A 26,650-nucleotide genomic window follows, 5' to 3' on the forward strand; every position below is an offset into this window, starting at 1 on the left:
ATCCCATGAAGCTGATCATTCTGGATAGAGACGGCGTGATCAATCACGACCGTGATGATTTCGTGAAGTCGGCGGCCGAGTGGGTACCCATTCCCAACAGCCTGGAAGCCATCGCCCTGCTCAACCACGCCGGTTGGCGCGTGGTGATCGCTTCCAACCAATCCGGCATCGGCCGCGGCTTCTTCGGCATGGCGGAACTCAATGCCATGCACGGCAAGCTGCACCGGCTGCTGGCCAGCGTGGGCGGGCGGGTGGACGGCATTTTCTTCTGCCCGCACACGGCCGATATGAAATGCGAATGCCGCAAACCCCGCCCTGGCATGTATCGCGATATCGCCCAGCGCTTCGACGTGCGGCTGGAAGATACCCCGGTGGTGGGCGACAGCCTGCGCGACCTGCAAGCCGCCGAAGCGGTAGGCGCACTACCCATCCTGGTCTGCACCGGCAAGGGCGAGCGCACCCTGGCGGCCGGCGGGCTACCCAAGCATGCCCATGTCTGCGACGACTTGATGGATGCGGCGTTGTACCTGATAGGTCGGGAAGAAGATTGATGATCTGGTTGCGTTCCACGCTTTATCTGTTGGGTTGGGCCGTTAATACCGTGTTATGTGCCATCGCCTGCATGCTGGCCTTGCCCCTGCCCTACCGCTTTCGTTACGGCCTGGTGCGTTACTGGGCGCGGTTCGCGCTCAAGTGGCTGGAGATCACCTGCGGCCTCAAGAGCAAGGTGATCGGGCTGGAGCATCTGCCGTCGGACGCCGCGGTGGTGATGAGCAAGCACCAATCCGCCTTCGAGACCCTGGCCTTGCTCAAACTGCTGCCCTTTACCGCCTGGGTGATCAAGCGCGAGCTGCTGTGGATCCCCTTTTTCGGCTGGGGCATCTGGAGTGTGCGTCCCATCGCCATCGACCGTTCCAACCGGGCGGCCGCGGCGCGGCAATTGATTTCGCAGGGCGGCGAGCGGCTGAAGCAGGGTTCCTGGATCGTGATCTTCCCCGAAGGCACCCGCATCAGCGCCGGCCAAAGGGGTAATTACAAAAGCGGCGGCGCCAGGGTGGCTTGTGCGCTATCGGCGCCGGTGGTGCCGGTGGCGGTCAATAGCGGTGAATTCTGGCCACGCAATAGCTTTCTCAAATACCCGGGCGTCACCACCATCTCGTTCGGACCCGCCATCGCCACCGCCGGCAGAAAGCCGGAAGAGGTGAGCCGCGAAGTGGAAGCCTGGATCGAGGGGGAAATGGTGCGCATCAGCGGTGTCGGACCATGCTGGCCACGCAACAAGAAGCCGGAACAAGTACATGGCCCGCTCGCTGCCTGAAACGCGGCATGACTACCACCTGGGCGGTCGTATCGTGTCGGTCGCCCTGCAACGCTCGGCACGCCGTAGTGTCGGATTGAAAATCGACGGCAACGGCCTGCTTGTTACCCTCCCCCTCCGCTTTCCCCTGACCGATCTCGATGGCGTGCTGCGCCTTAAGGCGGGCTGGATCGTGGCCAAGCTGGACGAGCTGGCGACGCGGCCGGCCATGCCAGCCCTGCGGGCCGGCAGCAGCGTGGACTGGCTGGGCGAACCGCGCACGATCAGCCCTGGCCATGCCCGAGGCGGCATCGATGCCGATACGATACGCGTGGCGGGGAGCGCGCAAGCCGCCCTGGCGCCGGCACTGGAAAAACTGATGCGGCGCGAGGCGCGCACCTTTCTGGCCGAGCGCCTGGCGCTGTGGGCGGAACGCTTGCGCTTGCAGCCGAGCGGTTTCAAATTGTCGGGCGCCACCAGCCGCTGGGGCAGCTGCACCTCGGCCGGCACGATACGGCTCAATTGGCGGCTGATGCAGGCGCCCCTGCCGGTCATCGATTATGTGGTCATTCATGAATTGTGCCACTTGGCCGAACTCAACCACTCCCCTCGCTTCTGGGCCCTGGTGGCGGCCGTCTGCCCGGATTGGCAACAGAAGCGTGCCTGGCTGAAACGCGAAGGCGCGCGGTATTTCGCCTGGTAGGCGCCGGCCTGCCAGGCTAAGCGCAAAATCCTTGGCATCCTGACCGTTTTCGACAGCGTTCGCCTAGATGCAGGTGTAGCGATTGAGCCTTGCATGGCTAATCCTGCCATCGCTTACGCGACACCTTAATTCGAGATGAGGTCTTCATGCTAGCCACGCCATCCGCTATCGGTTCGACCCAACACTTCAGCCTTGCTCCCGACAGAGTCGTTTTCACGGCTCAGCAGAATAGGGAGCTTGAAGCTTTGCGGGAAAATCAACCGCTCCTTCGACTCGATTGGTCCGGTCAACAAGTCAGCGATGCTCAGGTCGTGGTACTGGTCCAGGCATTGCGGGGGCACACCCGAATCGCACAACTCGATCTGGGCAACAATCTGATCACCCTGCGCGGCGCCTGCGCACTTGCCGACTTTTTGCAACACGGGACCGAACTGGAGGAGCTTGTCCTGGCCGGCAATCAACTCAAAGACGCTGGCATCCGAATAATCGCCGGCGCCTTGAAAGACACCAAGCTGGACTCCCTCGATCTGGCGAATAACCAGATTGGCGATGACGGCGCCCAGGCGCTTGCCGATGTTTTGCTGCCGCAAGCCACGTCCATGAAGACCCTGGTAAGGCTGAACCTGTGCAATAACCGGATCGGCGATCCGGGTGCCAAGGCGCTGCTGAAGCTCCTGGAGCAAAAGTCTCCGCTTGCCGGTCTTTCGTGTCTGTCGCTGGATCACAACCCGATCAGCGAGCCGGTCGTTCGGGCATTTATCGCGCAGATAGCGCGTAACCAAGCGCAGCTGGGGCTACCAACCGCGCAAATGCCATTGCGGGAATGCGACTGCATCCTGGCATAAGCACAGCGCCGTTTAGCCCAAAGTAGAAACGGCGCACCAAGTGCGCCGTTTCATTGACCAGCAACTTAAACGCGATTAAGCGCTCTTGTTAGCCTTGCGACGTGCCACGGCGCCCAGCAGGCCCAGGCCAGCCAGCAGCATGGCGTAGGTTTCTGGTTCCGGAACCGGAGGCGTTGCACCATCCACACCGGTCAGATGCACGTTCCAATGGGAGCCCATGCCTGGGTGGTTGGCAGGCTGGTTCCAAGCCGACAACGCGATAGGTGCGTCGTGGTCGAACTTGAAGCCTTGGTTGATGTTGGTGCCGGTGGCGAAGTTATTGTAGGTAGCGATGGTGAAAATGTACTCACCAGCGGCCAGGCTGCTGAAAACCAGGCCGGAATCGAAACGGGTTTGGCCCGGAGCGATATTGCCGTTGTCGTCGTTCTGACCAACCAGTGCGCCGGTAGCTTGGTTCCAGACAGCGGTGATCGGGTCAAAATTTACACCGTTCAGGAACGAGTCAGTCCAGACCTTGACGTTGGTAGCGTCGGAGGTAAGGGTGAATGGAATCTGGATAACGTCGTTATGGTAAGCGATATCGCCGGAGAAGCTGAAGTCAGCGGCTTGTGCTGCCGATGCGGCGCCGAAAGCCAATGCCAATGCAAAAAATTTACTTTTCATGTTGAACTTTTTGATCCCTGATTGTTAAAGGAGGTACCCGGGGCGGAGTTTAGGGTGGAGTCGCGGTGACGTCGTTAGTCCATTCGGGCTAATGCCCTGTTTTTTCGGTACTATTTACCCGTCTTGCATACTTGTCGTGCGCGTGCCCCGCGACAAGCTGCCGCAGCCCGCGCGCGCCGTCTGGCCTTAAAATACCGGCATGCTCCCTCTCTATCTGCTCAACACCTTGCGCCAGCTGGTTTTTCTGCGCACCTTGACCGTTGCCACCTATCTGGCGGCCATGCTGACGGCCGTACTGGTACTCGAATGGCATCTACCGCTCCCCGCCTTGCTTGGTATTTGTTTGCTGTTGCTGCTCTACAACGGCTTGACCTTGTGGCGTATCAAACTGAGCCGTGGCGGCGTGGCCGTCACCCGTGGCGAGATCGCGCGCCAGCTGGCGGTCGATATCGTCGGTCACGGTCTTTGGCTGTTTTTCCTGGGCGGCGCCACCAACCCCTTCACGGCCTGGTTCCTGCTACCGCTGACCATTGCCGCCGCCAGCTTGCCGGGTCGGTTCACCTGGGCGCTGACAGCACTGACCATCGCCTGTTACAGCACCCTGTTGATCTGGTACCAACCCCTGCCGATTTCGGAACAAGCCCTGGCACAAGCCTTCTTTTTCCATACCTTGGGCATGTGGTTGGCCTTTGTCGGCGCGGCACTGATCGTCGCCGGCCTGGTGGCCCGCATCGGCCGGCAGTTGCGCGACCGCGAGCATGCCTTGGCCGAAGCGCGCGAAAGCGGATTGCGCCAACAGCAGATACTGGGACTGGCCATCCAGGCGGCCGGGGCGGCACACCGGCTCGGTACGCCGCTGGCCACGCTAACGGTGCTGGTCGATGAATTGTTGCAAGACCATGCCGCCCAGCCGGCCTTGGTAGCCGACCTGACCATCATGCAGCAGCAGTTGCTGGCCTGCCGCAAGGAACTGGACAGGTTACGGACCGAGCACACGGCAGTACCGTCGCAGGCGGCCGATAGCGCAATGGCGGCCTTGCTCGACGATTGGCGCGTGGTCCGTCCTTCGGCCCAGGTCGATTTTCACCGGCTGGGGCAAGGGGAGCCGCCGCTGCTGATCCTGCCATTCGCCCTGCGCCAGGCGCTGATGAACCTGTTGGACAATGCCGCCGATGCCAGCCCCGCTTGGCAGGGATTGACGCTGGACTGGTCGGCCGAGCGAATATGGATCCAGGTGGAAGACAGCGGGCCGGGCTTCGATGGCCGCGCTAGCGAGACGCTGGCCGGTCAGGGCCTGGGCATGGGTGTGGTACTGGCGGTCTCGGCGATTGAGCGGGCCGGCGGTCACCTGGCTTGGCTGGCCCGGTCGGGCGGCGGCACCTGCGCCCGGATCGGCTTGCCGGCGGCGACGATATGATGGACATGCTGATCGTCGATGATGACGCCACCCTGGCTGGCGTACTGGCACGCGCACTGGGGCGGCGCGGCTGGACCGTTACCACGGCGGCGGATGCCGCCGGCGCCTTGCGGGTTGCCCAGTTGGCGCCACCCAGCCATGCCTTGCTCGATTTGAAGCTGGCGAACGACTCCGGCTTGCGCTTGATTGTCGATCTGCTGGCATTGGCGCCAAGCTGCCGCATCGTGATGTTGACCGGTTATGCCAGCATCGCGACCGCCATCGAGGCGATCAAATTGGGTGCGGTGCATTACCTGTCCAAGCCGGCCGGGGTGGAGGAGATCATCGCCGCCTTCGGTAAGGTGGCCGGCGATGCGCAAGCCGACACCGATGCCCTGCCGCTCAGCGTGGAACGGCTGGAGTGGGAACATATCCAGAAAATCCTGGCGGAGCACGGCGGGAATATCAGCGCGACGGCCCGCGCCTTGAATATGCATCGCCGCACGCTGCAGCGTAAGTTGCTGAAGCGCCCCAGTCCCAATCCCCCCGAACGCGACTGATCCGCCCCGGCAAGCGCATCGTATGCACCTTCCTCCGTTAGAATAGCCAGCTCTGCCCTTCACTCGGTAAATCGAATATGTCGGACCAAGCCCTGCTCGACCAGGTAATCGCTGCCGTACGCCAGGTGGCCGCCACCGAGGTGATGCCGCGTTTCCTGCGCGTCGGGGGCAGCCGCAAGGAGGATGGCACCCTGTTTACCGAGGCGGATCTGGCCAGTCAGCATGCCCTGGTGCAAGCCCTGCCCCGAATCGTGGACTGTCCGGTGCTGGGCGAGGAAATGAGCAGCGCCGAGCAGGAAGCGCTGTGGGAGGGCCACACCGAACTTTGGGTCATCGACCCCATCGACGGCACCACCAATTTCTTTCACGGCCTGCCTTATTTCGCCATATCGGTCGCCTTGATGAAGGATGGGCGGCCGCAATTGGGCGTGATCTACAACCCGGTGACGGACGAGCTGTTCACTGCTCAACTGGGGCGCGGCGCCTACCTGAACGGGCAACGCTTGCCCTTGAAGAAGCATGTGCCACTGATGCCCGAAGCGATTGCCGGGGTGGAAGTAAAGTGGCTGGGCGGCAAACTGCCGCAGCGCCTTGCCGCCTTGCCGCCCTTCGGCAGCCAGCGCAATTTCGGCGCGTCCACCCTGGATTGGTGCTACCTGGCCGCCGGTAGATTCGACCTGTACGTACATGGCGGCCAGCGCCTGTGGGACTACGCGGCCGGCTGCCTGATGCTGAGCGAGGCCGGCGGCAGCATGACCAGCCTCTATCACGACGATTACTGGGATGACGATGTCTGGCAGCGCTCCGTCATCGCAGCGCTGGACCCGTGCCTGTTCGGGCAGTGGCGACGGTGGGTCAAGAGCAATTTGTAGCCCGCCACACCCCCATGCCAGCGCCGTCATTCCGACCGCATTGATCTAAACCGCCTCCCTTCAAAACCAGCCAGCACTGTCTTGGCCGGAAGGCGGACGGCCGTCCGATATTGTCGTTTTTTTACCTACCGAGCGATTGCTCTAGATTTTCGAAAAGTTGTTGTCTACCTTGCCTTTACCGCTCTTTCGACAAAGCGGATCAAGCACTTAACAAAGGAGACAACAACAATGAAACGTTTCGCAACTATGCTCGCGGCGCTGGGGCTGGTCCTGGCGCTGCCCGCGCCGGCCATGGCCGCTTCCAGCGGCTATACCCAAACGCAATACCCCATCGTGCTGGTGCACGGCCTGTTCGGTTTCGATCAGGCCCTGGGGGTGGATTATTTCTATCGCATACCCGGCGAGCTGAGAAAGGGCGGCGCCCAGGTTTACGTGGCCCAGGTATCCGCCACCAACAGTACCGAGACACGTGGCGAACAGCTGCTGAGCCAGGTCCGCAATATCCTGGCCATCACCGGCGCCAGCAAGGTCAACCTGATCGGCCATAGCCATGGCGCTCCAACCATCCGCTATGTCGCCGGCGTGGCGCCGCAGCTGGTGGCATCCGTCACCAGCGTGGGCGGGGTCAATAAGGGATCGCGCGTGGCCGATGTGGTACGCCGCACCATTCCGCCCGGCTCGGTATCGGAAACCGTGGCGGCCGGACTGGCGCGCGGTCTTTCGGCCTTGATCTCGGTGGCATCGGGCGGTAGCAACCTGCCCCAAGACCCCTTGGCCGCCATGGAATCGCTGACGACCGCCAGCATGGCCAACTTCAATGCCCGCTTCCCGGCCGGCGTGCCCACCAGCCATTGCGGCGAAGGCGCCTACAACGTCAATGGCGTGCGCTATTACTCCTGGAGCGGTGGCAGTACCGTCACCAATATCTTCGACGTCTCGGATGCCGCTATGGGATTGACCGGCCTGGTCTACGGCGAACCCAGCGACGGCCTGGTGGGTACCTGCGTCAGCCACCTGGGCCAGGTACTGCGCGACAACTACCGGATGAACCATGTCGATGAAATGAATCATTTCTTCGGCATCGTCCATCTGTTCGAGACCAGCCCGGTCACGGTGTACCGCCAGCAGGCGAACCGCTTGAAGAACGCCGGACTGTAAGCACCCAATACCACCCGATTGCCCTTCCCGCGAGCGGGAGGGGCTTTTTTGCGAGCATACCGGCATGTCCTTTTCCGTTAAGCAACGCCCCGTTCTGCTGGCCGCAGCGGCCGGCCTGGTCCTTCTCGCCGTGCTTTGGCGCGGTGGCCCTTCCACCCGCCCCGCACGGGAAATCAACGTCCCCGCCCCTTCCCTTGTCGGCACGGTCGCGGACGGCGCCACCCGGCTGGCCAGCGAAGGCACCGTGGCAAACGAAGCCTTGCGCGATCTCTTCGATTATTACCTAGCCACCCAAGGGGAACAGTCCTTGCCACAGATCGTCGCCCAATTGGAACGCGAACTGGACAGCCGCTTGCCGGCCAAGGAGGCGGCGGCGGCCAAGCGGCTGTTGCAGCGTTATCTGGCTTTCAAACGCGCCCTGATTGCGCGCGAGCAGGATCCGGACCTGGCCGGCACCAGCCTGGCGGCCATGCGCGCCCGCCTGGATGCCACGCGCCGGCTGCGGGGAGAGTTTTTTAGCAGCGGCGAAGACAAGGCCATGTTCGGCTGGCAGGACAGCTATGACAGCGACGCGCTGTCTCGCCTGGAGATCAATCGCGACCAGCGTCTCAGTCCGGCACAGAAGGCGGCCAGCCTGGCACGGCTGGACGCCAGCCTACCGCCCGATATCCTGCAGGCCCGCCAGATGCCGATGCAGCATCTGACCCTGGCCGACAATGTGGCGACGGCCCGCCAGCAGGGTGCAGACGAGCAAAAGGTCTTCCAACTGCGCGCCGCCAGCGTCGGCAAGGAAGCGGCCGAACGGCTGGCCGTGCTGGACCGCGACGAGGCTGCTTGGCAACAGCGCATGGCCGCCTACCTGGCCGACCTGGCGCTGATCAGCAAAAACGGGCTTCCCGCCGCCGAGCAGGCCCAGGCCATCAGCCAATTGCGCGCCTCGCGCTTTACCGCCGAGGAGCAATTGCGACTGACGGCCTATGAGCCGGCGACTTAAAACCCCCTACCACCGATAGCCGGCGCTGGCGAACCAGCGGCGGCCCGGCATCGGGTAGAGATTGTAATTGGCACCTGAGGTGCTCTTGACGCCATAGCTGGCATAGCGCTTATCGCCCAGGTTTTGGCCGCTCAGCGCCAATTGCCAGCCGCCGACCCGATGGCTCAGCTTCAAATCGACGGTACCGTAGCCGGCCAGCCAAGGGCCGGTGTTGATCTGGTCGTTGTCGATACGGCTATGGCTGACCGCATGCAGCTGGCCATCCAGCCGCGTTGCGTCGGACCAGGCCCAGCCCAGGCTGAGATTGCCTTGCAGGCGCGGCACCAGGGGCACCTGCTTGCCGGTGACATCCTTGCCGCCGTAGACGCCGCCACGGAAGCGCGCATCCAGCCAGGTCATATTGGCGGCCAGATCCAGTTCGCCGATTTTTTGCGACCATTCCAGCTCCATACCCTGCCGGCGGGTTGGCGCCAGATTGATATTGGCACCAAAACCGTTCACATAGGGCTGGAACGCGATCTCGTCACGCAGACGCATGCTGAAAGCACTTACGCGCAGCTTGCCTTCACCCAGCCTGGCTTCCGTGCCAAGTTCAAAATCGCGCGAGCGTTGGCTGCGCAGTTCGCTATTGCCGACCAGTTCGTCGGCATTGGCCAGCCGGTAGCTCTGTCCAACGCGGGCGTACCACCACAGATCCGCGGACAAGTGCTGGCGCCAGCCCAGTTGCAGGGCATTGGGCGCGTCGTCACGTTTGAATTCCATGGCAGGGCTCCATGGCGAAGCCGCCACCAGCACGGTCTGGCTGGCGCGCTCATGCCGGGCGCCCACGGTCAGGCGGCTGCCCGCCTGCACGGCATAGCCGAGGTCGACCCACAGCGCCTCGGTATGCAGCCGGCTGGTGCCGGCCAGGTCCGAAGCGACCAGGCTACCGCTGTAGCGTTCGGTATGGGCACGGCCGATATCGATGCCGCCGGCCACCTCCAATCCACCCCATTGCAGACCCAGCCGGGGCGAGAAGCGATTCTCGTGGCTTTCGCGCCGGTCGCGCGAGGGGAAGCCGCCATAATCGAAATAGGCATCGGTGTCCTTGCCGCGGCGGCTGCCGTCCAAGGCCCAGCGGCCTCCCTCGAACTTGCCTTCGCCATGCAGGGTTAAGCGCTCACCCTCGGTCTTGCCCCAGTCCTTGGGGGTACTGCTGCTCCAGGGCGCCTGGATGAATTCGTTGAGACCAGTGGCCGGATTGACCCGGTTGGGGCCAGGGAAGCGCAGCTCCTCGGTTTCCTTGGCCAGGCCCAGTTCCAGACGACTACGCTCATCCTGCCAACCGAATTGGGCCGCACCGGCAAGCAGCTTGTTGCGGCCATTGTCGCGGTAGCCATCGGTTTCTTCATGGCGGCCGTCGGCGCGCAGGCTAAAAGCACCCTGCCGCAAACCACCGCCTAGCAGCAGTTGACGGCGGGCATGGCTACCGACGCCCAATTGAATGTCCGCACCGGTGTCGCGACGGGTAATCAGATTGATGACACCACCGCTGCTACCGCCACCCCAGGCCACGCTGCCGCCCCGAACGATCTCGATGCGCTCCAGCCGGTTAAGGGCGATCACGGTCAATTGCGGCGACGACAGATCGTTGTCGTTCAATTTGACGCCATCGAGCAGGATCAGAGTATTGCTGGCACCGCTGGCGCCAAAGCCGCGCAGGTCGATGCTGCCGTTGCCGGTCGAATCGCTGTTGCGCATGGTGACACCGGCCACGCCGGCCAATAGCTCGGGCAGGCTGGTGGCGGTGGAATGTTCGATATCGCTGCTGCTGAGCACCGTCAGATTCACCGGGCGGATGGCGCGGGAGGCCAAACGGGTGCCGGTCACTTCGATGCGGCCGAGCTCGGTTTCGGCTTCAGCCAGGGCGGGCAAGGCAATGCCGGCCAGACTCAGGGCGGCGACGAGAGGGGTAAGACGGGAAAACATAGGAAACTCCACTGCGCCTGCCCACCGCAGGCGATAAAACAAGCGGAGGCGCGACACGGTGCAGCAGGCTCGGGCGGCCTGGCGGCGTCACGGAAAGGGCGCCCGCCGCGGCCTCCGCACCTGCCATTTCCACGGCATGGTGGCCGGGATATGGTCGATAGGCCGGTCTCCGGGCTTGCCGCGCATCTCGTCGCCTTGGCGGCGGACAGCGGCTTACCGTTGCGGGGGCAGCGCCGGATTTGACCATGGGCCTCACCGGCTTCCCGTTTCACCTCGTTTTCGCGAGGCACCTATCGAAGGGGCGGATTATAAAGGCTGCGGCGAATGACGCCGAACTAATCTTCCGGCGAGCTGGAAATATGGCCGATGCCTTGTCATGCTGTATGTATGCATGCATGCGCCACCGAGGGATAAGGAAGACCTATGCTGATCAAACGCGTTATCGAGGTATGGGGAAAAGGCATGGACGGCGCCTTGCTGGCCCAATGGCCGGTAGCCGACACCATTTCGCCGCAGCGGCTGCTACAGATGTTCGTCGCCGAGCAGCGGCAGCCCGATCCGGACATGCTGCTCTCCTATTTCCTCGACAAGGACAAGCTGGCGGCGCTACAGCCCTACGTGGCGCAACAGCTGGAAGCGGACCGCCATGACTATATCCTCACCGCCTTCGGCATGCCGAGCGCACGGGCCCGGGCCGCCGAACCGGACGATGAGGCGGAACCCTTCGATTAAGCGGGGCCGGGCGGCCTACGACCCCCCGTTGCCGGGTACGGCAAGCGGGCCGCCGACGGCTCGGGCACCTTCTCGGCCCACTCGGGCGGCTTCCACAAATGGCGCGGGTCCTTGTCGCGCCAGACGTCGCGGAACATGGCGGCCCACTCGTGGAAGGTCAGCGTCAGCGGGTTGTGGCTGCGGACCTGCCGAACGATACCGAATACCGGCTGCGCCTCTTCCTCCACATAGGAACCGAACAGCTTGTCCCATATGATCAGCACGCCGGCGAAATTGCGGTCGATATATTGCGGGTTCTTGGCGTGATGGACGCGGTGGTGCGAGGGGGTATTGAAAATCTTTTCGAACCAGTCCAATTTGCCTACCGCTTCGGTATGGACAAAGAATTGGTAGCCCAGGTTGAGGCCGACCACCAATAGGACCAGATCGGGCGAGAAGCCCAGCCAGGCCATGGGCAGCCAGAAGGCCCACATGCCGGACAGCGGATAGGTCAGGCTCTGGCGGAAGGCGGTGGAAAGATTCAGACGCTCGCTGGAATGATGGGTGACGTGGCTCGACCACAGCCAGCGCACGCGATGACTGGCGCGATGGAAGCCGTAGTACAGAAAATCCTGGATCAGGAAGGCCGCCAGCACACTCCACCAGGTATTGGGAAATACCTGGACCCCATGGTCATAGGTCCAGGTGTAGGCCGTCTTGATGAACAGCACGGTGGCCAGCAGATCGGCGCCCTGATGCATCAAGGCCAGCCCGGCATTGGAAAGGGAGTCGACCAGCGAGTATTTGACGATGCCGCGTCGATGCCAATACCAGGCTTCCAGGGCGATGCAAATCAAGAAGATAGGGGCCAAAGCCAATAGGACGAGGCCGGGATCGAAACCGAGTTCCATGATGGGGATCAAGCAAGCGATAGATGCAAGATGGTAACGCCAGGTGGGGCTACCCGCTATGAATACCCGATAAGCGTGCGATAGAAGTGGGGGGCGCAACACTCAGTCGCCTCCCCCGCCACAACCGCCACATCCTCCCCCGCCGCCGTCCGACCCGCCGCCGCTATCCGAACCGGTACAACTGCTGCCACTACCACTGCTGTTCGTGCTGCAACTACTACCTGTTCCGCCGCTCACGCCGCCATGGCCCGTGGGCAAACTGCCTATGGGCATGTGCGCCCAGGCGGTTCCATCCAGAGCGGAGCTGCCCACCAGGGCGAAACCATCGGCGGTCTGCTCGCGTGAATCGGCTCGTGTCGGGCGGTGCCGCTGTTTCAGCTGCAACAGCTGCCGACCCAGTTCGGTGTGGGCCAGCCCACGGCCGCGCCGCCATAGGTAGAACAGCCACATTGCGCTGAATACGGTCAGGGTAGCCAACAGAAAGCCGATGGGGCGCTCATGGCTCACGCCAAGATATAGCTTGGCCGCCCCAAGCGACCACAGCAAGGCGCCCGTTATCAATACCGGCATATCGCGCCTTGCCCGCCCCACGGTATCGAACAGCAGCTTTTGCTGTTCCAGCGATTGCCGAATGGACCGCATGGCAACACGGCCAGCGTTCGATAAGCGAAGATAATGCTTAGCCTTACCGATGCCACGCAGAAGTTCGCGCTCAAATGCGTGCCTACCTCCCTGGCCGGCGGATGGCAGCGAGTGCACCATGCCGGTGCTGCTCATCGACACCTGTTCGTACTGCGCCAATCGAAGCAAGCCGGTATCCAGCACACGGCGCTCGCCCCCTGCCAGGTAGGCGGTCTGATAGCAATCCAGGCTAGGCGGCAACCTGGCCTCGGCGCTGCGGTCCCAGCGGCCAGACAGCCTCGGCCAGCGCCATGCGAGCAGCGCCCATACCACCAGCGCAGCCAAATAGCCGGCCAGGAAGTCCGGGCCCTGAATGTCCGCCAAGGTGGCACACGCGGTCAAAAGCAGGCTACCCGCCGCGCCGGCCAGCGCGCCTGCACGCAGGCCGGGCAGCTCCGGCCTGCGCATGTACCAATGCCGCTTGGTATCCAGGCGAATAAAGCGGCTGGATACCGGCGCAGGCGGCCAGATATCGGCGGGGGCGGCTTCGCCGAACAAACGCTCGTAGCTGGCCAAGGTCTGCTGGTAGAGCAGCTGATATTGCCTATCCTGACTGGCCCCACCCCGGCTGGGTTCGTGGTGCAGGCTTTGCCGCAGGACGTTCGGGCAGAAGATTTCCCAATAATCGCGGCTATCGCATAAATGCAGGTGCCAGGCCTGATCCACCGCATCGGATGGGGAAGCAATATGCCCGCTCGCGATGGCCAGCAGCACAAAACGTCGATACTCCTCGACGACGCGTCGCGCGTAGGCTGCGGACCAGCCATTCTGCTGGGCGAGTTTGGCACTGAAGGGCTGGGCATGGTCCGCCCGGTCCAGCGGGTGATGTTGTATCCGTCGATAAAGCGACTGCTGCATCGCGCTCATCGCGCCCTGCTCGGTACGCATGGCAAGACTCCTGGCCTGAACAGCAACGATCACAAGCATAACCCGATGGGCTATGGTGAATAGCCTATGACAGCAAAATCCTATGATCTTCTGGTGGTGGGCGGCGGCATCAATGGCGCCGGCATCGCCAATCATGCCGCGCAAGCGGGCCTGAACCCATTGCTGGTGGAGCAAGGCGATCTAGCCGGCGCCACTTCGTCCGCCTCCAGCAAGCTGATACACGGCGGCCTGCGCTACCTGGAACAACGCCAGTTCCGCTTGGTGCGCGAATCGCTGGGCGAACGGGAAGTCCTATTGAAGATGGCCCCCCACCTGGTGCGGCCCTTGTCCTTCGTGCTGCCGCACCATGCCGGCCTGCGCCCAGCCTGGCTGATACGGCTGGGATTGTTTTGCTATGACCATCTTGGCGGGCGTGAACGCCTGCCGACTTCCTATGGCATCAATCTGCGCCGGCATGCCTGGGGTGAACCGCTGCAGCCGGCCTTCCGCAAGGGCTTCGTCTATGCCGACTGCTGGGCGGACGACGCCAGGCTGGTCCTGGCCAATGCGCTGCAATGTCAGGAGCTTGGCGGTACCGTCCGCACCCGCACGCGACTGGAGCTAGCCCATCGGGAAGGCCGCCAATGGCGGGCCGAGCTGCGTAGCGCAACCGGCCAGAGCGAGGTGGTCTATACCCGCGCGCTGGTCAATGCCGCCGGGCCCTGGGTGGAACAGGTGCTGAAACAGAGGCTGCGTTTAGGCGCCCGAGACTCGGTCAAGATGGTCAAAGGCAGCCATATCGTCGTGCCGGCGCTGCATCCGGGGCCGCAAGCCTATATCTTGCAGCATCAGGATGGCCGCATCGTCTTCGTGCTGCCGTACGAGGGGCGGTTCAGCCTGATCGGCACGACCGATATCGTCCATGACGGCGATCCCGGCGAAGTCCATTGCTCGGATGCGGAGGTGAGCTATCTGTGCGAGTTGGTGGGCCAATATTTCCAACGGCCACCCACGCCGGAGCAGGTGGTCTGGCGTTTTGCCGGCGTCCGACCGCTGTATGACGACCGCAGCGAGAATCCTTCCGCCATCACCCGCGACTACACCCTGCGGCTGGACCGCGAGGGTGCACCGGTCCTGTCCGTTTTCGGTGGCAAGCTGACCACCTATCGCCAGCTTGCCCGCCACGCCATGCAGTCGCTGCAGCCCTATTTCGACCGCATGCGGCTGCCCGACAACCCCACTACCTTAGTCGGCGGGGATCTACCAGGCGGTGATTTCGAGGCTTTTCTGCAAGATGCGCGGCTGCGCTATGGCGAGCTCGAACCGGACTTGCTGCTGCGGCTGGCCAGGCAGTTCGGCGATCGCTTGCACAAACTGTTGGCCGGCGTACGGGACACTACCGACCTGGGCCAGCATTTCGGCGCGGGTTTGTACGAACGGGAAGTCCGCTATTTGCAGCTGGAGGAATGGGCGGTCAGCGCCGAAGACATACTCTGGCGCCGCACCAAACGGGGCCTGCATATGAGTGCAGCGGAGCAGGCGGCGCTGGTGGAATGGATGGCAGGTTCGCAGCGGTATTCGGCGGGAGGGTAACGCCATTGCACCGGCAACCATGTTGGTACGGACAATTGAAAACGCCCCGCAAAATTTGCGGGGCGTTTCTGGTTGGAGCGGATCAACCGGCGGCCACTTCCTCGCCTATCAGGCGGCGGATATGTTCCAGTAGTTCGTCTTCCTGATACGGCTTACCCAGGAAGGCGTTCACACCCAGTTCGAAAGCGTAGTTCTTGTGCTTATCGGCGGTCCGCGAGGTGATCATGATGATCGGGATATCGCGCAGGCCGGCATTGGCGCGCATATTGCGCGTCAATTCGAAGCCGTCCATACGCGGCATTTCCACGTCCAGCAGCATCACGGCCGGGCGGATGTCCTGCAGTTTCTGCAGCGCATCCACGCCGTCCTTGGCGGTCTCCACCTGGTAGCCTTCGCGCGCCAGCAGGCGACCGGTGATCTTGCGCACGGTCAAGGAATCGTCGACCACCATTACGATCGGCGAAACCTGCATGATCTCTTCCGGCGCAGGCGCGCTGGCTGCCATGGCGGCGTCGAAATCGGCCACAGGTGCATCGGCACGGCGTTGCAGCAGTGCCAACGGGTTGATGATCAGCACGATTTCACCGTTACCCAGCACCGTTGCGCCGGCGATACCGGCTACCCGCACCAGCTGCGGACCGATGTTCTTCACCACGACTTCCTGGTTCTTCACCAGGGTGTCGACGTGTACGGCGATCCGATGCACGCCGGAACGCAGCAGCATCACGGTGTTGTAGCGCTTCTGCTCGGGCTGGCTGTCGTAGTCGCCCAGCAGGCGCGGCAGGTAATGGAAGGGATAGACATTGCCCTGCCATTCGGCCTGGTGGCGCTGATACAGCTCGTTGAGCGGCTCTATCTTCACTTCCTGCACTTGCTCCACCATCACCGAGGGGATGGCGAACAGCTTGTCCGCTACCTTGACCAGTACCGCCTGCGTAACCGCCAGGGTCAAAGGCAGGTGGATGGTGAAGGTGGTGCCTTGGCCGCGTTCGGAGGTGACTTCGACACGGCCGCCCAAGTCTTCGATCTCGGTCTTGACCACATCCATGCCGATACCACGGCCGGACAGCTGGGTCACCGAACTGGCGGTGGAGAATCCCACCTCGAAGATCAGCGCCATGATCTGCGCGTCGGTGTATTCGCCGCCCGCTTCGATCATGCCTTTTTCCAGGCCCTTCTGGCGGATGCGGTCGATATCCAGGCCGATGCCGTCGTCGCGCAGGACCAGGACCAGTTCATTACCTTCCTGGCGGGCTTCCACGACGATTTCGCCGAATTCGTTCTTGCCGCTGGACAGCCGTTGCTCCGGCTTTTCCAAGCCATGGTCGATGGCGTTGCGCAGCATATGCTCGAACGGCGATACCATTTTTTCCAGCACGCCACGGTCGATCTCGGACCGGCCGCCGCGGATTTCCAGGTTCACCTTCTTGCTGGTTTCCTTACCGGTCTGGCGCACCAGCCGGTATAGACGTTCGGATACCGAGGAGAACGGCACCATGCGCACGCGCATCAGTTCCTGTTGCAGATCGCGCGTCATGCGCGCTTGCTGCGTCAGGGCGGCCGACGACTCATCCAGGTTCTTCAACAGATTGTGCTGAACGGTCGCAACGTCATTGACGCTCTCGGCCATAAAGCGGGTCAGTTCCTGCAAGCGGCTGAAGCGGTCGAATTCCAGCGGGTCGAAATCGGGCAGATCGGTGGCGTGGGCCATCCGCGACTGCATCTGCGATTCGGCCTGGATTTCGATCTCGCGCAGCTGGCCGCGCAGGCGGCCGACGTTGTCGGTCAGATCGAGCAGCGAGCGCTTGAGCGCCAGCATTTCCGACTCGATACGGGTACGCGAAATCGACACCTCACCCGCCTGGTTGACCAGCCGGTCGACCAGGTCGGAGCGCACGCGCAGGCTGGACTTGCCGGCGTCCGGGTCGACCAGGCCCAACGGCTGGGCTGCCACCACGCGGCCCGGCTTGGCTTGGCCGGCCTGGCTGCCACCGGTTTCCGCCAGGGACTCGGCCACCATTTCGGCGATATCCGCCTCGGCCTCCGCATTGGGATCGCCATTGACCAGGTGATCCTGCAACTCGGTGATGGCATCGAGGTCCAGATCCAACTCGTCGATCAAGGCCAGCGGCAGATGCTCGCCAGCATTGAGCAGCCGTGTTTCCATATTGTGGGTGGCTTCACCCATGCGCATGGCGCCGGCCATACGGGCGCTACCCTTGAGGGTATGCAGCACCCGCTTGAGCGAATCATGCGTTTCGCTCTTGCCCGGCTCGCCGCGCAATGCCCGCAGATCGGCCGACAACTGCGGCAGCAATTCCTGCATTTCTTCCAGGAAGATAGGCAGCAACTGTTCGTCGATCTCGTCGTGCACGGTGATCTCGGCCAGCCGGTCGGGGCTGGTGAGATGAATCACGCTGCCCACGCCATCGGCTTCGGCCGGGCTTGGCGCCTCGATCGGCAAGGCGGCTACTTCTTCGTATTGCGGCAAATCGCCCGTTTCGACGGCTGCTACATCCAGGCCGGTATCATCGGCAGGACGCTCGCCGACTTCCATTACGATGGTTTCATCGATATGGGCGAGCGGCATATCGTTCAGCGCCGCATCGGTCAAAGGCAGATCAAACGGTTCGATGGCTTCGGCTTCGAGCAGGACCGGCTCGAAATCGCCCGCTGGTGCTTCCTCGTCGAACGACAGCGAGACAGGCAGCTCCAATTCCGGCTCCGGTACGGACACCGGCTCTGCCGCCACTTCCGGCTCCGGCAGCCACTCCGGCTCGGCCTCCGGCAGCTCGATCGCTTCCGCCGCGGTTTCGACCGCAACGATCTCGACGGGCTGTGCTTCCGGGAATGGCTCCGGCTCGGTGTCCAGCGACAGATCCAGGCCGTGGTCGGCCTCTTCCAGCACGAACGAGGGCGCTTCGGCTTCAACCGTGACGCCGTCCGAGGCGGACGACAGATCCAGGGCCAGGTCGTCTTCGTCCAGGCTGAGATCCAGACCGTCGAATTCGACCGGCGCTTCGACCGCTTGCGCCGTACCCTCGCCGCTGCCGATGGCATCCGGCAGGCTCAGCTCGATATCGAGCTCCTGCTCCAGTTCCTCTTCGCTGCGACGCATTTCCTGCGCCACGGGCTGCGAGGCCTCCGGCAGGCTGAGGGTCAGCGCATCTTCGCTGCCCTCTTCGGCCAGGTCCAGGGCAGGCGTATCCGGTAGGCTCAAGTCGAGGTCGAAGTGGTCTTCCGCCTGTTCGGGCAGCTCCAGGCCGATCTCGAGATCGGATTCGGCCGTCAAGGCTGTCGGCGTCTCGCTTGCCGCCACGACCAATGCCGGTTCGATGGTTTCGTCGCCCAGGTCGAAATCCAGGCCGATATCATCCAGATCGAGCACGGCTTCATCGGCGCTTTCCAGCGACACGGCTTCCACCGGTGCAGGCAACTCGACCGGCGCGGCGACGGCCGGCGCGGCGACTTCCACCGGCGGCAGGTCCAGGACGGAGCCGGGCAACGGCGTATCCTTGAGCCGGTCCACCAGGGCCATCAGCCGGCCGATGGTCTGAGGCTCATCCGACGGTGTTTCGTAGCGGCCGATCTGGCCCAGCATCACGCCGATCTTGTCGATGGCATGGGACAGGATGTCGTAATCGGCTTGTTCCGGTTCGCCGCCGACTTTTTCATACGCCAGTAGCGCTTGTTCGATGGCATAGCCCAATTCGCCCAGCGCGGTAAAGCCGGTGGTATTGGCGATGCCGCACAAGGTGTGGGCGGCATGGACGAATTCAGGCCGGACTTCGCCGCGTGCGCTGAAATCGATAAAGGCGTCATTCAGCGTGGCGAAGTGGTGATAGGCCTCGTCCAGGAATATCCCGAACAGCGCCTTGGAAATAACGATGTCGCCGATAACCAGTTCGGCGGTGTCGGCTTCCTGCTCCGTGCGAGCCAGTTCCAGGGAACCGGGTTCCAGCGCGACGTCCGCCGCGGCCGCATCCAGCTCCAAGCCGAGGTCGAAATCGAGACCTTCGGCGACTTCCAGCGTCGGCAGTTCGAGATCGATGTGTTCAGTTGCGGCCAGCTCAGGTTCAGCCAGATCCGGCGCGGTTGCTTCCAGGTCAAAGCTGAAATCGACTAGGGCCGGCTCTGCTTCGGCGGGCGCCGGCGCTGCGCCGATTTCCAGGGTCGCGTCGGCTTCGGATAGATCGAACACAGGCAAAGTGGCCGCTTCATCCACCATCGCAGGCGGCGCCATCTCGACAGCGGCAGCCGGCGCTTCGGCCGCGCTGACTTCGGTTTCGCCGCCGCTTTTCAGCGACTCGGCCTGGGCAAACAGGCTGCTGGCCTCGACCAAGGCGGCACCCGATTGCTTGAGTTCTTCCACCCAGGTCGAAAAATGCTGCGAGGCCTGCTCGATCAGTTGCAACAGGGCAGGATTGGCGCGTTTTTCGTCCTGCAGCCACTTGTTCAGAACCTGTTCGACGGCCCAGGCCACTTCACCCAGCTGGTTCAGGCCCACCATGCGGCCGCTACCCTTAAGGGTGTGGAAGCCACGGCGGATGACGGTGAGGGCATCCTTATTGGTCGGCTGGTCACGGACGACGGCCAGGTGGCTGTTGACGTTGTCCAGCACCTCGACCGCTTCTTCCAGGTAAACCTCCAGCAGCTCGGCATCCACGGCCGCATCGCTGACCACTTCGCTGGCCGGTGCGGGAGGCGCGTTCGCTTCGTGCAGGGCCGGATGCAGTTCCGCCTCGGCTTCCGGACCGCTGGCGAACTCCGCCGCGATCTGTTCGGCTTGGCTAGGCTCGCTGGCGGCGGGCTCTTCTTCCATTACATCGCCGCGAATCTTATGCAGCCACGGGGCGATCAGGCGATGCCGGCCAGCTTCCTCGCGCTTGAGCGCATCGATATAGAAACCCAGGCTGGAAAACGCTTCAGCCAGGAATTCCAGTTCTTCGGCTGGTGCTTGGTAATCCTCGGCCTGGCAGCTTTTGACGATATTGGCGCAGGCATCGAGTATCAGTTGCGCGTCACGCTCGTCGAGCATGGTCAGCGCACCGCGAATCTGGCGGATGGCGCCGTCGGTGCCGGCCAGTTCACCACGGGTGCTGCTGTCGCGGAAGAAGTCGTCCAGCGTTTGCTCGATCTGGCCCAGATTGGACTGGATCTCCTGCGCAACCTGGGAAATCAACAGGCGTTCCTGGGCGCGGCGCGAGACCTCGTCCAGCAGGGTGACTTCGGGCGAGCCTACGGTATTGTCGCGTAGCCGTGCCTGCATCGCGACAGCTTGCGCCGGGAAATCGGTGGAACGTTCCGGAAATACAATCAGCGAGTTTTCCAGCAGCAGTAGAGCGGTGGCGACTTCCAGCGCCTGGCCCTCGGCCGGTGCCGCCTTCATCTTGCCGACCACTTCCATCACCGCGGTGACCAGGTCGTCAAAGCCCACAATCGCCAGGATGCCGCTGCGTTTGGCGAATTCGGACAATTGCTGGCGGAAAGCCGGCAGGCGATCGAAACTTCCGCCACCTACCCGTGCCCAATTGTCCTTGGCTTGGCCGACCAACTCTTTCAGTTCGCGTGCAACCTGCAGCGAAACCAGCTGCTGGGCATCGTCCTCCAGCGCACCGGAGGGCAATAGCGCATTCAGGCCAAAGGCTTGCCGCACGGCGGCACACTGGACACTTTGGGTCTCGAGGTGGGCGACGCCATACAGCACGTCACGGAACAGCCGCTCGGCAACCTTGCCGCCGCTATCCGACAAACGCTTGAGTTGTTGATTGAGGCGAACGAACAGCTGCTTCAGATCAATATCGAGCTTGGCGCGATTATCGACGCTACCCTCGGCCAGCGCCGCTGCGGCCCACCAGAAACCTCTTTGCAGGTTGCTGGTCTGACTGCGTGCGACGCCGAACAGGGCTTGCACCATCCATTGGCCGCCCTCGCGGCGCTCGCCCTTGATCCACTTGAGCAGGCCCGCTTCAAAACGGCTGCGGGCGCTTTTCAGATAAGGTCCAAGCGCGGCCTCGTCCATCTTGGCGACGACAAGGTTGGGCGGCAAGGTGGCCGACAGGGGTGGGAAGAACAACTCCGCGCCGCTGCTGGAACGCTCGCCGCGCTGTTCGCGCACCCGGCGATAGCTGGGCAGCAGCTTCAGTGCCAGGTCGGGCGCACCGTTGATCAGCGCTTCCAGGTATTGCGTCAGGCTTTGTGCTGCGTCGGTGACGGCGGCCAGCAGGCTGGCCTCGGCCTCGCCTCGCTCCACGCTGCCTACCGCGACTTCCAATTCCTCGGCAAAGCGGGCCGCGCCGGACAAGCCGACCATTTCGACCGCGCCACGGACTTGGTGTAAATGTGTCTGGGCGAATTTAAGTTCCGCCGCGTCGGCCTGGGTGGCGTATTTCGCTAGGCTCTGGCGGGCTTTATCCAGTGCTTGATCGATTTCGCCTTTGACCCAGATCAGCGAACCCAGATCGAATTCGGTGTGCGCGCTCATCAGTATTATGGTTCCGCTTTATGGCTGCATAGCAGCTTTGCCGCCGCGACGGGATCGCGCAACGGCCTTGACCGAATTAACAGGAAAGACACCCCAGCCGCCGCGCCGACCAGCATCGGCGAGGCGCCCTCGCGAAGGCGAGGGCGGTGGGAATGAAACTCGATCTGCGGCAGCGCTTGCACGAGGTGTCTTTCTATCCACGGGCGTGGTGCCCGGCACAATGCCCGTTAGAGCTTGAAGCCTGCGACCGAGCCCTTCAGCTCTGCGGCCAGACCGGTCAGCTGACCAATCTGTACGGCCGTTTGCTTGGTACCGGCGGTGGTTTGTTCGGTAATGCGCAGAATGTCCTGCATCGAGGTGGCCACCTTGTCGGCCAGTTGCTGCTGCGACTGGGTCGCTTGGGCAATCGTCTCGATCAGGCCGGCCAGTTCGTTCGACACCTGGCCGATTTCGGTCAGCGCCTGACCCGCCGCGTCGGACAGCTTGGCACCTTCCACCACACCCTGGGTGGACAGTTCCATGGCGGCAACCGCATCGTGCGTGTCGGCCTGAATGGTCTTCACAATCGCGCCGATCTGCTTGGTTGCCTCACCGGAACGTTCGGCCAGTCGCTGCACTTCTTCCGCAACCACCGTGAAGCCGCGACCGGCTTCACCGGCCGAGGCGGCCTGAATGGCGGCGTTCAGGGCCAGCACGTTGGTCTGCTCGGTAATGTCGGAAATCAGTTCCACGATTTCACCAATTTCCTGCGAGCTTTCGCCCAGACGCTTGATTCGCTTGGCGGTCTCCTGGATCTGTTCGCGAATTTCGTTCATGCCCTTGATCTGGTTCTGCACCGCGTCCGCGCCCTTGTTGGCGGCGTCCAGCGACTGCCGCGCCACACGGGCCGATTCGACCGTGGTACCCGACACATCGTTAATGGAGCGGGTAATGTTCTGCACAACCTCATTGGTCTCGACGATTTCTTCGGACTGGCGCTGGGCGGCTTGCAGCAACTCGCCGGAAATCGCCTGGGCTTGCTGGGAGGCGGCCGTCACCTGGTCGGTGGCGCGATTGATACCGATAATCAGGCTGCGCAGCTCGTCGATGGTGTAGTTCATCGAGTCGGCGATGGCGCCGGTCAGGTCTTCCGTCACGGATGCGCGGACGGTCAAGTCACCGTCGGCCAGGTCGGACATTTCGTTCAGCAGCCGCAGAATGGCTTCCTGGTTACGCTTGTTTTCCGCTTCGATCTCGACCCGGCGACGTTGCGATTCGGCGTTGTACACACGGATCAGGCCGAACAGGCCGATAAAGGCGAGGATGGCGAAGACGATTTCCAGGATGATGGGCAGCACGCCACCGGCTTGCGTTTCATAGGCTTCGGTCAGCTTCTTGCCGTTCTGCAGCAGGCTTTCGCTTTCCTTATAGGTGGTCTGGTTGGCCAGACGGGTATTCACCAGGTTCTGCATATTGCGGGAGAAGGCACCCACCACGGTTTCGAAGTCCTTGAACATGTCGCGGATTTCGGTGAGCTTTTCCTTCACCTCGGGATTGCCGGCGGGCTGGATGCGAAGTTCTTCGCTGCCGTCGATCATGCCTTGCAGGGTGTCGCGGAAGGTATTGGTGTCCTTACCCAGCAGGAACACCACTTCCGGGTTGATGATCTCGCCGGCCAACATGGCGTTGGCGTTCTTGGCCATACGCTGCGACAGCATCACCTGCTGGTTGGCCAGTTCGATTTCGTGCCCCGGCGCCTTCGACTCGCTCAGCAGCGATACCAGTTGCTGGGTCAGTTCCAGCAGCTTGGCGTCATTGCGGTTGATCGAGCTCACGTTCTTGGTCACCGCGATCAGGGTGTCCTTTTGCTTGAGAATGGTCTCAATCGTGGGCTTCTTGGGATTGGGACGGAAGTTGGTTTCCCAGTTCTGCTTGATGCTCTGCAGAATGCTGGCGGCTTCGCCAGAGGACGCGGGCAGCCCGTCGCCGCCGTTGAGCAGGCGATTCAGGTCGGTATTGAACGCGTCATACGCTTCGCTGAGCAGCGGGAATGCCTCGGCATTACCTTGAATGGCTTGCGCCGAAGCACGCGCCATCCGTTGCGAAAGCATCTGCATTTCGGTGGAAGTGGCGCGGTAGATCGCATCGTGGCCGGACGCGCGCACCATCAGGATCACCGTAACGGCAAAGGCGATGATGGAAATCGCCATGACCCACACGCAGATCTCGATCTGCCGGCGAATCGGCAAATGGCCGATCAAGGGCAGGGGCAGGGAGGCGCCGCCCTCGGCCTGGGGCCGGATGCGGTCCAGGATGGATACCGTGCGCAAGGGATCGTATGCCTTGTCGGCCTTGTCGGCCGCGGCACCCTTGCCCCCTCCGAATGCCTTCATAAAGGTACTTGTCATACCACCGCGAGGCTGCGCCGCCGATTCGGCGGAGTTATCCTTGCTGCGCGATTTCAGTTTGTCCAGCAGCGCCATGTTCGAATTTCTCCCTGTTGCTTATCTCTGCGGGCCTCGCAGGCCGTAATGTGCGTAACGTGTATCTAAGCCTAAATGGTGCCGACTTGCAGAAACGGCGCTTGCTGGACCAGTTCGGAAATGCGCATTTCACGCCACTCCCGACCATCCTGGTCCCGCCGTGTCGGGCCGCACCATGGCACCGCCGGGTCGGCCGGCGCGATCTCTTCCATGCCCTGCACATTGCGCAAACCCAGCATGCGATTCACCAGCAATGCCGAATTGACGATATGGCGGGGGTGAATGATCAACAGACGGCTACCCAGGCCGACCTGGACCGATTCGTCGCCCAGGAAACCGGGCAGATCGACCACGCTGAACAGATTGCCGCGAATATTCGCCACCCCCTTGAACCAGCGCCGCGTGAGCGGGACGTTGACCATGGAGGGTACGGGCAGCACTTCGCTGACATCGGTCAGGTCGACCAGCCAGGAGGTATCCCCCACCTGGATACCCAGCTTGGTTGTGGCGGCGTGCGTGGCCGGCAAGGTCTTGAGCCTTGCCACCACGCTTTCCTGGAATTCTCTGAGACTGACGCGCTTGGCCATAGAAGTGGGGTCTAGCCGAGTGCGGAGATCTGCTTGAGCAGCTCTTCTGGATTGACGGGCTTGACGACATAGCCCTTCGCTCCCTGGCGCTTGCCCCAGACGATGTCGGTTTCCTGCCCCTTGGATGTGCACATGATGATGGGAATATGCTGCGTCACATCATCCTTGGAAATGGTGCGGGTAGCCTGAAAGCCGTTCAGCCCCGGCATGACCACGTCCATGAGGATCAGGTCAGGCATGATGTCCTTGACCCGGGCCACTGCTTCCTCGCCGCTTTCCAGTGTCATTACCTGGAAACCGTTCTTGGTCAGCAGTTCGCTGAGGAAGTGTCGCTCGGTCGGGGAGTCATCGACGATCAGGATTTTCTTGATGGTCATAGCAGTTCTAGTCCTTGACGCCGCTTCAGGCGTGGTTGGCGTGTACGCCCACTGCTTGCAGCAGGCTGTCTTTCGTAAAAGGCTTGGTCAGATATTCATCCGACCCAACCATGCGGCCGCGCGCACGATCGAACAAGCCGTCCTTGGAGGACAGCATGATGACCGGCGTGGCCTTGAACTTCGGGTTCTTCTTGATCAAGGAACAAGTCTGATACCCATCCAGGCGAGGCATCATCACATCGACGAAAATCACGTCGGGATGATGGTCGCTGATCTTGGCCAGTGCGTCGAACCCGTCTTCCGCCAGGATGACCTCGCAGCCCGCCTGACCGAGAAAAATCTCGGCACTACGGCGGATGGTATTGCTGTCGTCGATCACCATGACCTTGATGCCGGCAAGATTCTGCATCGGCCTATCTCCTTAATGCCCACGTGGCATGCACTTTATGCACCTTGGTAGCGATTGCTAACATAGCACAACGGCGGTCAAACCACTATGACGTAAGCAAGTTCGGAGCGGCAATCGATAAAAAACCCCGGCCCAAGGGGAATGTAGGCCGGGGTCGAAAACCCAGCGATTAAAGCCGGGCGCCCGCTCAGGGATAAACGCGGGAGGCATGCGAGGCACACCTACCCACTCAGAGCGGACAAGGTCGAATTAAGTTCCTGAGGCATCGTCGGCCTCGTTGCGCGCCTCGGCCGCGGCGGCCGCGAACCAGCCGCCCACCATCGCCTCGGCCTCGTCCAGGCCGGTTTTCTTCAGGCTGGAGAACAGCTGGACCGTACATTGCGGCCACCCCCCCACCTTGTCCTGCACCGCGGCCAGCGTCTCCGCCTGTTCGCGGCGGGTCAGCTTGTCGGCCTTGGTCAGCAACACATGCACCGGCCGGCCGGTCGGAATAAACCAGTCCAGCATGCGCACGTCGAGCGGCTTGAGCGGATGCCGCGCATCCATCAACAGCACCAGGCCGATCAGGTTGGGACGGGTGGCCAGGTACATGCCCAGCAACTTCTCCCAATGGGCGCGGATCGCTTCCGGTACCTGGGCATAGCCGTAGCCCGGCAGGTCGACCAGGAAGCGGTCTTCGCCGAACTCGAAATAGTTGATGTGCTGGGTACGGCCCGGCGTCTTCGACACGAAGGCCAGCCGGGTATGGTCGGCCAGGGTATTGATGGCGCTCGACTTGCCGGCGTTGGAACGGCCCGCGAACGCCACTTCCATGCCGCCAAGAGGCAGCATGTGCAGGTCATTGACGGTAGTATGAAAACGGAGTTGGCGAAACAGCGACATGATATGACTTTGCAATGATTGTAAGTGCCGGTTCCGAAACGCTGAACGAAAAGGCAAGTAGGCGGAATGCCCGCCAGTTGCAATTGTACAGAGCTTCCCTTTTGCGGCGTCTCAAGGTTCGGATAGAATATCAGGTTTGAATCAATGCCTTGGCTCGCGGACAATCCCGATCTGTTCGCCCGTGCGCCGCCTGGCCGGTTAAAACAAGTAAAAACGAGCGAAATCGCCGC

General features: G+C 62.4%; 21 protein-coding genes and 1 riboswitch. Of the genes, 11 read left to right on the forward strand and 10 right to left on the reverse strand.

Features of this window, described 5'->3' with window-relative positions:
• Positions 1-5: 5 nt before the first annotated feature.
• From gmhB to FNU76_RS09840, 4 genes are all read left to right on the forward strand, one after another.
• Entirely contained in the window at positions 6-551 is a 546-nt protein-coding gene (gene gmhB / locus FNU76_RS09825) for a D-glycero-beta-D-manno-heptose 1,7-bisphosphate 7-phosphatase (protein ID WP_144278032.1), read from the forward strand.
• On the forward strand, positions 551-1,318 hold the full coding sequence (locus FNU76_RS09830) for a lysophospholipid acyltransferase family protein (protein WP_144278033.1): 768 nt from the start codon (positions 551-553) through the stop codon (positions 1,316-1,318). The genes gmhB and FNU76_RS09830 overlap by 1 nt, the downstream gene beginning before the upstream one ends.
• A complete protein-coding gene (locus FNU76_RS09835) occupies positions 1,299-2,000 on the forward strand; it encodes a M48 family metallopeptidase (RefSeq protein WP_144278034.1) in 702 nt (233 codons plus the stop codon). The genes FNU76_RS09830 and FNU76_RS09835 overlap by 20 nt, the downstream gene beginning before the upstream one ends.
• Positions 2,001-2,146: 146 nt before the next feature.
• A complete protein-coding gene (locus FNU76_RS09840; RefSeq protein WP_144278035.1) occupies positions 2,147-2,845 on the forward strand; it encodes a leucine-rich repeat domain-containing protein in 699 nt (232 codons plus the stop codon).
• A 75-nt stretch (positions 2,846-2,920) separates the two neighbouring features.
• Here FNU76_RS09840 and FNU76_RS09845 read toward each other — a convergent pair whose 3' ends face one another.
• Entirely contained in the window at positions 2,921-3,508 is a 588-nt protein-coding gene (locus FNU76_RS09845; protein ID WP_144278036.1) for a DVUA0089 family protein, read from the reverse strand.
• 199 nt (positions 3,509-3,707) lie between these two features.
• On the opposite strand from FNU76_RS09845, the gene FNU76_RS09850 reads away from it, so the two are divergent.
• The 5 genes from FNU76_RS09850 to FNU76_RS09870 all read left to right on the forward strand — a co-directional run bounded on the left by FNU76_RS09850 (position 3,708) and on the right by FNU76_RS09870 (position 8,488).
• A complete protein-coding gene (locus tag FNU76_RS09850; protein WP_144278037.1) occupies positions 3,708-4,925 on the forward strand; it encodes an ATP-binding protein in 1,218 nt (405 codons plus the stop codon).
• Complete coding sequence (locus tag FNU76_RS09855) at positions 4,922-5,464, forward strand: response regulator transcription factor (protein ID WP_223879287.1); 543 nt, start codon at positions 4,922-4,924, stop codon at positions 5,462-5,464. Before FNU76_RS09850 ends, FNU76_RS09855 begins: the two co-directional genes overlap by 4 nt.
• Positions 5,465-5,541: 77 nt before the next feature.
• Complete coding sequence (locus FNU76_RS09860) at positions 5,542-6,336, forward strand: inositol monophosphatase family protein (protein WP_144278038.1); 795 nt, start codon at positions 5,542-5,544, stop codon at positions 6,334-6,336.
• 228 nt (positions 6,337-6,564) lie between these two features.
• Positions 6,565-7,494 (forward strand): esterase/lipase family protein, encoded by a 930-nt coding sequence (locus FNU76_RS09865; RefSeq protein WP_144278039.1) that lies wholly within the window; start codon positions 6,565-6,567, stop codon positions 7,492-7,494.
• A gap of 64 nt (positions 7,495-7,558) precedes the next feature.
• Positions 7,559-8,488 (forward strand): lipase secretion chaperone, encoded by a 930-nt coding sequence (locus FNU76_RS09870; RefSeq protein ID WP_144278040.1) that lies wholly within the window; start codon positions 7,559-7,561, stop codon positions 8,486-8,488.
• Positions 8,489-8,494: 6 nt separating this feature from the next.
• Here FNU76_RS09870 and FNU76_RS09875 read toward each other — a convergent pair whose 3' ends face one another.
• The gene (locus FNU76_RS09875; RefSeq protein ID WP_144278041.1) at positions 8,495-10,456 is read right to left on the reverse strand and encodes a TonB-dependent receptor; all 1,962 of its coding nucleotides are present in this window, start codon (positions 10,454-10,456) and stop codon (positions 8,495-8,497) included.
• A gap of 143 nt (positions 10,457-10,599) precedes the next feature.
• A riboswitch (cobalamin riboswitch) is annotated at positions 10,600-10,765 on the reverse strand.
• 114 nt (positions 10,766-10,879) lie between these two features.
• Between FNU76_RS09875 and FNU76_RS09880 the strand changes: the two genes are divergently transcribed.
• Positions 10,880-11,188 carry a hypothetical protein gene (locus FNU76_RS09880; RefSeq protein WP_144278042.1) on the forward strand — a complete coding sequence of 103 codons (309 nt, stop codon included), beginning with the start codon at positions 10,880-10,882 and terminating at the stop codon, positions 11,186-11,188.
• Here FNU76_RS09880 and FNU76_RS09885 read toward each other — a convergent pair.
• Together FNU76_RS09885 and FNU76_RS09890 are read right to left on the reverse strand one after the other, a co-directional pair.
• On the reverse strand, positions 11,185-12,078 hold the full coding sequence (locus FNU76_RS09885) for a sterol desaturase family protein (RefSeq protein ID WP_144278043.1): 894 nt from the start codon (positions 12,076-12,078) through the stop codon (positions 11,185-11,187). The genes FNU76_RS09880 and FNU76_RS09885 overlap by 4 nt on opposite strands.
• A gap of 102 nt (positions 12,079-12,180) precedes the next feature.
• A complete protein-coding gene (locus tag FNU76_RS09890; RefSeq protein WP_179958414.1) occupies positions 12,181-13,647 on the reverse strand; it encodes a TIGR04222 domain-containing membrane protein in 1,467 nt (488 codons plus the stop codon).
• A 66-nt stretch (positions 13,648-13,713) separates the two neighbouring features.
• On the opposite strand from FNU76_RS09890, the gene glpD reads away from it, so the two are divergent.
• Positions 13,714-15,219, forward strand: a complete 1,506-nt coding sequence (glpD, locus tag FNU76_RS09895; protein ID WP_144278045.1) for a glycerol-3-phosphate dehydrogenase — start codon at positions 13,714-13,716, stop codon at positions 15,217-15,219.
• Between the two features lie 82 nt (positions 15,220-15,301).
• Here glpD and FNU76_RS09900 read toward each other — a convergent pair whose 3' ends face one another.
• The 6 genes from FNU76_RS09900 to yihA form a co-directional block, all read right to left on the reverse strand.
• A complete protein-coding gene (locus FNU76_RS09900; RefSeq protein WP_144278046.1) occupies positions 15,302-21,703 on the reverse strand; it encodes an Hpt domain-containing protein in 6,402 nt (2,133 codons plus the stop codon).
• Positions 21,704-21,930: 227 nt separating this feature from the next.
• Entirely contained in the window at positions 21,931-24,165 is a 2,235-nt protein-coding gene (locus FNU76_RS09905) for a methyl-accepting chemotaxis protein (RefSeq protein ID WP_223879288.1), read from the reverse strand.
• Positions 24,166-24,236: 71 nt separating this feature from the next.
• A complete protein-coding gene (locus FNU76_RS09910) occupies positions 24,237-24,752 on the reverse strand; it encodes a chemotaxis protein CheW (RefSeq protein ID WP_144278047.1) in 516 nt (171 codons plus the stop codon).
• Positions 24,753-24,763: 11 nt separating this feature from the next.
• Entirely contained in the window at positions 24,764-25,129 is a 366-nt protein-coding gene (locus FNU76_RS09915; RefSeq protein WP_144278048.1) for a response regulator, read from the reverse strand.
• A gap of 25 nt (positions 25,130-25,154) precedes the next feature.
• A complete protein-coding gene (gene pilG / locus FNU76_RS09920) occupies positions 25,155-25,538 on the reverse strand; it encodes a twitching motility response regulator PilG (RefSeq protein WP_144278049.1) in 384 nt (127 codons plus the stop codon).
• A gap of 249 nt (positions 25,539-25,787) precedes the next feature.
• Positions 25,788-26,420 (reverse strand): ribosome biogenesis GTP-binding protein YihA/YsxC, encoded by a 633-nt coding sequence (gene yihA, locus FNU76_RS09925; protein WP_144278050.1) that lies wholly within the window; start codon positions 26,418-26,420, stop codon positions 25,788-25,790.
• Positions 26,421-26,650 lie beyond the last annotated feature (230 nt).

Source organism: Chitinimonas arctica (assembly GCF_007431345.1).
In the GTDB taxonomy this organism is placed as follows: Bacteria; Pseudomonadota; Gammaproteobacteria; order Burkholderiales; family Chitinimonadaceae; genus Chitinimonas; species Chitinimonas arctica.

Coding starts and splice junctions, on each gene's coding strand:
- gmhB (WP_144278032.1), top strand. CDS start 6: ATGAAGCTGATCATTCTGGATAGAGACGGCGTGATCAATCACGACCGT.
- FNU76_RS09830 (WP_144278033.1), top strand. CDS start 551: ATGATCTGGTTGCGTTCCACGCTTTATCTGTTGGGTTGGGCCGTTAAT.
- FNU76_RS09835 (WP_144278034.1), top strand. CDS start 1,299: ATGGCCCGCTCGCTGCCTGAAACGCGGCATGACTACCACCTGGGCGGT.
- FNU76_RS09840 (WP_144278035.1), top strand. CDS start 2,147: ATGCTAGCCACGCCATCCGCTATCGGTTCGACCCAACACTTCAGCCTT.
- FNU76_RS09845 (WP_144278036.1), bottom strand. CDS start 3,508: ATGAAAAGTAAATTTTTTGCATTGGCATTGGCTTTCGGCGCCGCATCG.
- FNU76_RS09850 (WP_144278037.1), top strand. CDS start 3,708: ATGCTCCCTCTCTATCTGCTCAACACCTTGCGCCAGCTGGTTTTTCTG.
- FNU76_RS09855 (WP_223879287.1), top strand. CDS start 4,922: ATGATGGACATGCTGATCGTCGATGATGACGCCACCCTGGCTGGCGTA.
- FNU76_RS09860 (WP_144278038.1), top strand. CDS start 5,542: ATGTCGGACCAAGCCCTGCTCGACCAGGTAATCGCTGCCGTACGCCAG.
- FNU76_RS09865 (WP_144278039.1), top strand. CDS start 6,565: ATGAAACGTTTCGCAACTATGCTCGCGGCGCTGGGGCTGGTCCTGGCG.
- FNU76_RS09870 (WP_144278040.1), top strand. CDS start 7,559: ATGTCCTTTTCCGTTAAGCAACGCCCCGTTCTGCTGGCCGCAGCGGCC.
- FNU76_RS09875 (WP_144278041.1), bottom strand. CDS start 10,456: ATGTTTTCCCGTCTTACCCCTCTCGTCGCCGCCCTGAGTCTGGCCGGC.
- FNU76_RS09880 (WP_144278042.1), top strand. CDS start 10,880: ATGCTGATCAAACGCGTTATCGAGGTATGGGGAAAAGGCATGGACGGC.
- FNU76_RS09885 (WP_144278043.1), bottom strand. CDS start 12,078: ATGGAACTCGGTTTCGATCCCGGCCTCGTCCTATTGGCTTTGGCCCCT.
- FNU76_RS09890 (WP_179958414.1), bottom strand. CDS start 13,647: ATGCGTACCGAGCAGGGCGCGATGAGCGCGATGCAGCAGTCGCTTTAT.
- glpD (WP_144278045.1), top strand. CDS start 13,714: ATGACAGCAAAATCCTATGATCTTCTGGTGGTGGGCGGCGGCATCAAT.
- FNU76_RS09900 (WP_144278046.1), bottom strand. CDS start 21,703: ATGAGCGCGCACACCGAATTCGATCTGGGTTCGCTGATCTGGGTCAAA.
- FNU76_RS09905 (WP_223879288.1), bottom strand. CDS start 24,165: ATGGCGCTGCTGGACAAACTGAAATCGCGCAGCAAGGATAACTCCGCC.
- FNU76_RS09910 (WP_144278047.1), bottom strand. CDS start 24,752: ATGGCCAAGCGCGTCAGTCTCAGAGAATTCCAGGAAAGCGTGGTGGCA.
- FNU76_RS09915 (WP_144278048.1), bottom strand. CDS start 25,129: ATGACCATCAAGAAAATCCTGATCGTCGATGACTCCCCGACCGAGCGA.
- pilG (WP_144278049.1), bottom strand. CDS start 25,538: ATGCAGAATCTTGCCGGCATCAAGGTCATGGTGATCGACGACAGCAAT.
- yihA (WP_144278050.1), bottom strand. CDS start 26,420: ATGTCGCTGTTTCGCCAACTCCGTTTTCATACTACCGTCAATGACCTG.